Source organism: Sphingorhabdus sp. EL138 (assembly GCF_945862485.1).
Lineage (GTDB): Bacteria > Pseudomonadota > Alphaproteobacteria > Sphingomonadales > Sphingomonadaceae > Sphingorhabdus_B.
In genome coordinates, this window is the sequence record NZ_CAMAYF010000048.1 from 1 (window position 1) to 4,522 (window position 4,522).

A 4,522-nucleotide genomic window follows, 5' to 3' on the forward strand; every position below is an offset into this window, starting at 1 on the left:
GCGAAATCTTCTACAGCCTTGCCGAAGCCCAAATCCTGATCGAGGCGTGGCGGCGACATTACAACACTGTAAGGCCGCACAGCTCGCTTGGCTATCGCCCACCCGCACCAGAAGCCGTTCCTTGGCCAGTGCCGTCCTCCGGTTCCGCTACGCTCCACCTGAGGCCAGCACTGGCCAAGGAGGCAATCATGCACTAACAATCCATACGGTCAACTCAGTGAGGGCCGGTCAGTTTCGCCAAGGATGCCGTTATCGATCCCCTGCAGGCTGATTTAGAATTCCTCGTCGACAACGTGTTCGTTGTGGGATCACCTGTCAAGGTGGTTGAAAAAATTAGCACATTGTTTGATACCTGCGGTGGATGGGGAACGTTGCAGGTTGAATCGCATGACTATTATGACGATCCGTCGGCGTGGTTCCGCTCGCTGGAGCTGATATCGAAGGAAGTCGCCCCGCGGATTATGTTACCTCAGGCAGTGGCAGCCTTAAGTAACCATCATTTTTGAAGTTACCATGCTTACGTTTGGCTTGCGCTCTATCCATTCACGGTCACCGCCAACCCCAGGAACTGGTGGGGCGCAAGCTGTTGTTTACCAATTTGATCAGCCGATTTGGTACAGGCGGAAGAAGAATAGCTTATAGACCCTAACTGAATGGGGTTTTGAACGGTTAGTCACCCGCGAAGCTCGATCCCATTACCGTCGGGATCCTTCAAATAAATCGAGAGTCCTTCACCACCGGATCCATAGCGACTTGCTGGAAGCTGATACGCTACGCCATGCGCTTCTAAATGGCTTTTTACCTTGATGGGATCGTATTCGTTTAATCGGAGGCAAATATGATCCACATTACGGCCCTCTAAGCCTGGACCAGCACCACCTGCGGATCCGAGTTGGCCCTCAAGAGGAATTAAGTCAATCAGACTGGCGCCGGCACGAAGGTGGATCAGGCCGATCATATCGTTGCGTTTTTCCACCGGGCACCCGAGAACTTCGCAGTAGAAAGCAATAGAGGCGTCGGCGTCAGCTACTCGCAAGACGATGTGGTCGATAGCTGCAACGGATATCATTGGGTAAACTCGGATCAGCAGTTTGGTTTTTTTTAACGCTGCCTGTGGCGACAGTCAACTCAATGACACCTAGGAACATTTTTTAGTTTCAATTTGGAGCCATGTCCATTGCCGCCTAGCTTGATCAGTCGCAACGTGGCTGATTTTAACGTCCGCTTTGGGGAGCCAGCCGGAGCTTTTAATGACCGATATTGGACGCAAAGCAGACATTTACATCGCTTCTTACTTCAGTCGTCTTGCTAAGACTTTGCAACACTGCGTTAGTCTGAAACACACGGATTAATTCTTCGGGTTTGAAAAAACAGCCATATATCTTCTCACGTCAATAATTTATAACACAATATCACATATATAAATGTTATCAGTTTCATCATCCACGGCGCACCATATATTTCAATGATTTACATGCCGCTGCCATTTGAGAGTAGATCCGCAATGCTGGAGAAGCTTTACCGATAGGCAGTATGGTCAGGCTTGGCTGCTCGGTTATCGGAGGGCAATCAGACGGTCGGAGATGGAAACTGGAAGGTCTATCTGTTTGGATGACACATTGCTTCTGTCGTGAAAACGATATCAATGTCAGAATAGCCTAACAAAACATTCCCTAGGATTCAGGAACCCAGATGATGAACGCAGCCGCCTTAGTCTTATTGACCCTAAGTGCCCCAGCGATAGCTTCTGCTGATGCGCTAACTCTTGATGTGGCAACAGCAAATGCCTGGCTGGAACAATTAGACACCAAAAACTGGAATGAGAGTTGGGAAGGGACAGGAAAACTATTCCAATCAAACTTAACGCAGGAGCAATGGGTAAAAACAGCTCAAGCCGTTCGTGAACCGCTGGGAGTAGTCCTCTCTCGACATATTCTTGGCGTTACAAAAACGACGGCATTGCCGGGCGCTCCCGATGGGGAATACGGGGTTTTAACATACAGTGCAGCGTTTACGAACAAAGCGAGTGCAGTCGAGACTGTCGTTCTCGCCCGTGATGGTGCGCAATGGAAGATTGTCGGCTACTTCATCCGATAATTTTATTGAAAATAGGATGGGACCGGAACGGGCTATCCGTTTGGGTAAGTGGACTGCTGGTTAATCAATCCCAGCTAACTGCATCTTTTTTCGCAGTGCCGCTACCACGCTTTCTTCGTCGAGACCTACAGCACGCGCGAAGGCTTTGGTAAAACCAAAAATATACGCACGTCCGGGTAATGCCGAAAAGTCATCATTCTCTATAGCTGACAAAAAACGCAATGAAATTTTGGTGCGATCTGCGATGTCTTGGAGAGCAAGATTAGCCATCAGCCGGGCTTGGTTAAGCCTAGCACCAATCAATTCCATCTCACCCACAAGTGGCTCTTTCTGAACAAAGCTCACTTCAATTCTCCCCCCTAAGAATGCGATTTTCCGTTACGCAACAGCTACAAGCGAATCGCTCTTGCCTTTTTGTAGCAGAAGTTATCCACAGGGTCGAATCTCGGGAAATGGGATGCGGAATAGGAACCTTGCGCGTATTCCGCATTTAGGCACATGAAAAAGCCCGCCGCTGCACGGGGCAGGGCGGGCCAATTTCGCTTAAGAAAGCGCCTATTACTTGGCGGCTTCTTTCATGTCTTTACCAGCTGATTCAACAGCAGCGCCTGTGGCTGCCGTGGCTTCTTTAGCTGCACCGGCAGTTGCGTCCGCTGCTTCATCGGCTGCTTCTGCGGTTGCGTCGGCGGCATCTTCAGCAGATGTCATGGCGTTCTCGGCGCCAGCTTCCATGGCGTTACCCGTTGCGTCTGCTGCTTCTGTGGTTTCTTCGGCTGCCTTTTCGCCAGCTTCGCCACATGCGGTGAGCGATGCAGCAAATGCGAGAGCAGCAACAGTTGCGACTAATTTCTTCATTTTGTTTCTCCTGAGTCCCATATAAATCCTAGCGGGAGTACAGGCGTAAGGTATGAAGCCTGCCTTCCGCAACTATTTTTCTGTACCCCGCAACTTACCCCATTGGCGGGCAGCGGTGTACCCCAGATATCCAGTGCCAAACAGCGCGTATAGCGGTTCGGGAAGGCCATTGAGATAGGCATTCATGCCCAAAGCAATGTTAGCGGCTTTGTCAGGCGCGACAGCGGCGATTAGCCCCATGGGTATGGACCATAACAGCATGATATATATCACATACAGCAAGCTTGGGTGTGCGCGGCTGGTCCACGGGTCCGCCGACTGCGCCTCGGCAAGAACGGCGGATAGTTGCGTGCGCAGGGCATCCATGTCCTGGCTACCTTGCAGTTTGATGAGTTCAAGCTTGGCTGCATCGCGCGCCTTTGGATCAGGAATGATCTTATCGATCAGGTTTGCGATTGGCCCAATTATGCCTTCGAGGAGTGACATGATACATTCCTTCCTTAGATGTACTTAGCCAATTCGGTTTGCGAGCCAGCCGTATAAAAACGCTTCTTGCGCGGGACGGGATTCTGCCAAGCGGACATAATGCGCGCCTTGCAAGGCATCGATCGCCTTTGTCAGGACAGGTTCGGCAGAGTTTCCGCGACAACGGAAGAATGCTTGCACGGCGCGCAGCGTTTCGGAGCCGATTTTCCGGTCGACGGCGATGTCGGCATAGTCGCGGCCATTGCGGTTGAGGGCGTTCAGCGCGCGTTGCAAAAATCCGATGGCGGTTCCTGTACCCATGTTGACGCCGGTGTCGAACATCTCCGCCGCAAGTTTCGGCGCAAGGCGTTCCAATTGATCAAAGGCTGGCGCGTGCCAATATACGCGTTTGTACATCGCAGCAGCGACGTTGCGCGGTAGCGTGCTCATGTCGCCCATATAGCCGTGACGGCGGGCAACCGCCTGCGTAATGCCCCAACGCGTAGGGCCGCCATTGTCGGCCGGATGGTCCACAAAGTCGCCTTCGCGTGCAATCAGTTCGTCAATCAATTGGTCAATATGGTCTATCACCAAAACACCCTCACTTTCGAATCAAGTTATAACCGATATGGTTATTTGTAGGAAAGCAAAATCTGCACAGCGGTTCATGACGCGGTGGCTGCGGCTCCAGGACGTTATGATGTTAGGAAAATAATTGGTCGGGACGACAGGATTCGAACCTGCGACCCCCACACCCCCAGTGTGATGCGCTACCAGGCTGCGCTACGTCCCGACCGCCGCTGTCCTCGCTGAGATCAGTGGAAGCGCGCGTATATGGCGCTGGTTTTTGAAAAGCAAGCGCGCTCTCGACGCTTTGACGTTGCGTCAACAGGGTGCAGGTGATAATCGCGCCCGATTGCTTTGGGGCAACGCTTTTATCGGGCGTCACATTATACAACTTGCGAGGGTTTTCCATGGAGTCTCTAATCTTGAACGTCGCCGCTGGTGGTGCTGGTGGTTCTGCATTTTTTGTGCAGTTGTTTCCGCTCCTGCTGATCTTTGTCGTATTCTACTTTTTCCTCATCCGCCCGCAACAAAAGCGCGC

7 protein-coding genes and 1 tRNA gene are annotated in these 4,522 nt (G+C 51.7%); 2 read left to right on the forward strand and 6 right to left on the reverse strand.

Annotation, left to right across the window (positions count from 1 at the left end):
• Positions 1-197: transposase (locus Q0O33_RS10535; RefSeq protein ID WP_295499337.1), on the forward strand; the 197-nt coding region annotated here is incomplete at its 5' end.
• Between the two features lie 476 nt (positions 198-673).
• Here Q0O33_RS10535 and Q0O33_RS10540 read toward each other — a convergent pair.
• On the reverse strand, positions 674-1,069 hold the full coding sequence (locus Q0O33_RS10540; RefSeq protein WP_295499340.1) for a VOC family protein: 396 nt from the start codon (positions 1,067-1,069) through the stop codon (positions 674-676).
• Positions 1,070-1,692: 623 nt separating this feature from the next.
• Between Q0O33_RS10540 and Q0O33_RS10545 the strand changes: the two genes are divergently transcribed.
• Complete coding sequence (locus tag Q0O33_RS10545; protein ID WP_295499344.1) at positions 1,693-2,097, forward strand: DUF4019 domain-containing protein; 405 nt, start codon at positions 1,693-1,695, stop codon at positions 2,095-2,097.
• A gap of 60 nt (positions 2,098-2,157) precedes the next feature.
• Here the strand turns inward: Q0O33_RS10545 and Q0O33_RS10550 are convergent, their stop codons facing one another.
• The 5 genes from Q0O33_RS10550 to Q0O33_RS10570 form a co-directional block, all read right to left on the reverse strand.
• Positions 2,158-2,442 carry a helix-turn-helix domain-containing protein gene (locus tag Q0O33_RS10550; protein ID WP_295499346.1) on the reverse strand — a complete coding sequence of 95 codons (285 nt, stop codon included), beginning with the start codon at positions 2,440-2,442 and terminating at the stop codon, positions 2,158-2,160.
• Between the two features lie 213 nt (positions 2,443-2,655).
• Positions 2,656-2,952: a hypothetical protein gene (locus Q0O33_RS10555; RefSeq protein ID WP_295499348.1), complete on the reverse strand. Its 297-nt coding sequence runs from the start codon at positions 2,950-2,952 to the stop codon at positions 2,656-2,658.
• Between the two features lie 72 nt (positions 2,953-3,024).
• Positions 3,025-3,438, reverse strand: coding sequence for a holin family protein (locus Q0O33_RS10560; protein WP_295499351.1), 414 nt, complete (start codon positions 3,436-3,438; stop codon positions 3,025-3,027).
• A 24-nt stretch (positions 3,439-3,462) separates the two neighbouring features.
• Complete coding sequence (locus Q0O33_RS10565; protein WP_295499353.1) at positions 3,463-4,005, reverse strand: N-acetylmuramidase; 543 nt, start codon at positions 4,003-4,005, stop codon at positions 3,463-3,465.
• 128 nt (positions 4,006-4,133) lie between these two features.
• Positions 4,134-4,210, reverse strand: a tRNA-Pro gene (locus Q0O33_RS10570).
• Positions 4,211-4,522 lie beyond the last annotated feature (312 nt).

Excerpts from the sequence above, each read along its gene's own strand:
- Q0O33_RS10540 (WP_295499340.1), bottom strand. The coding sequence starts at position 1,069 with ATGATATCCGTTGCAGCTATCGACCACATCGTCTTGCGAGTAGCTGAC.
- Q0O33_RS10545 (WP_295499344.1), top strand. The coding sequence starts at position 1,693 with ATGATGAACGCAGCCGCCTTAGTCTTATTGACCCTAAGTGCCCCAGCG.
- Q0O33_RS10555 (WP_295499348.1), bottom strand. The coding sequence starts at position 2,952 with ATGAAGAAATTAGTCGCAACTGTTGCTGCTCTCGCATTTGCTGCATCG.
- Q0O33_RS10560 (WP_295499351.1), bottom strand. The coding sequence starts at position 3,438 with ATGTCACTCCTCGAAGGCATAATTGGGCCAATCGCAAACCTGATCGAT.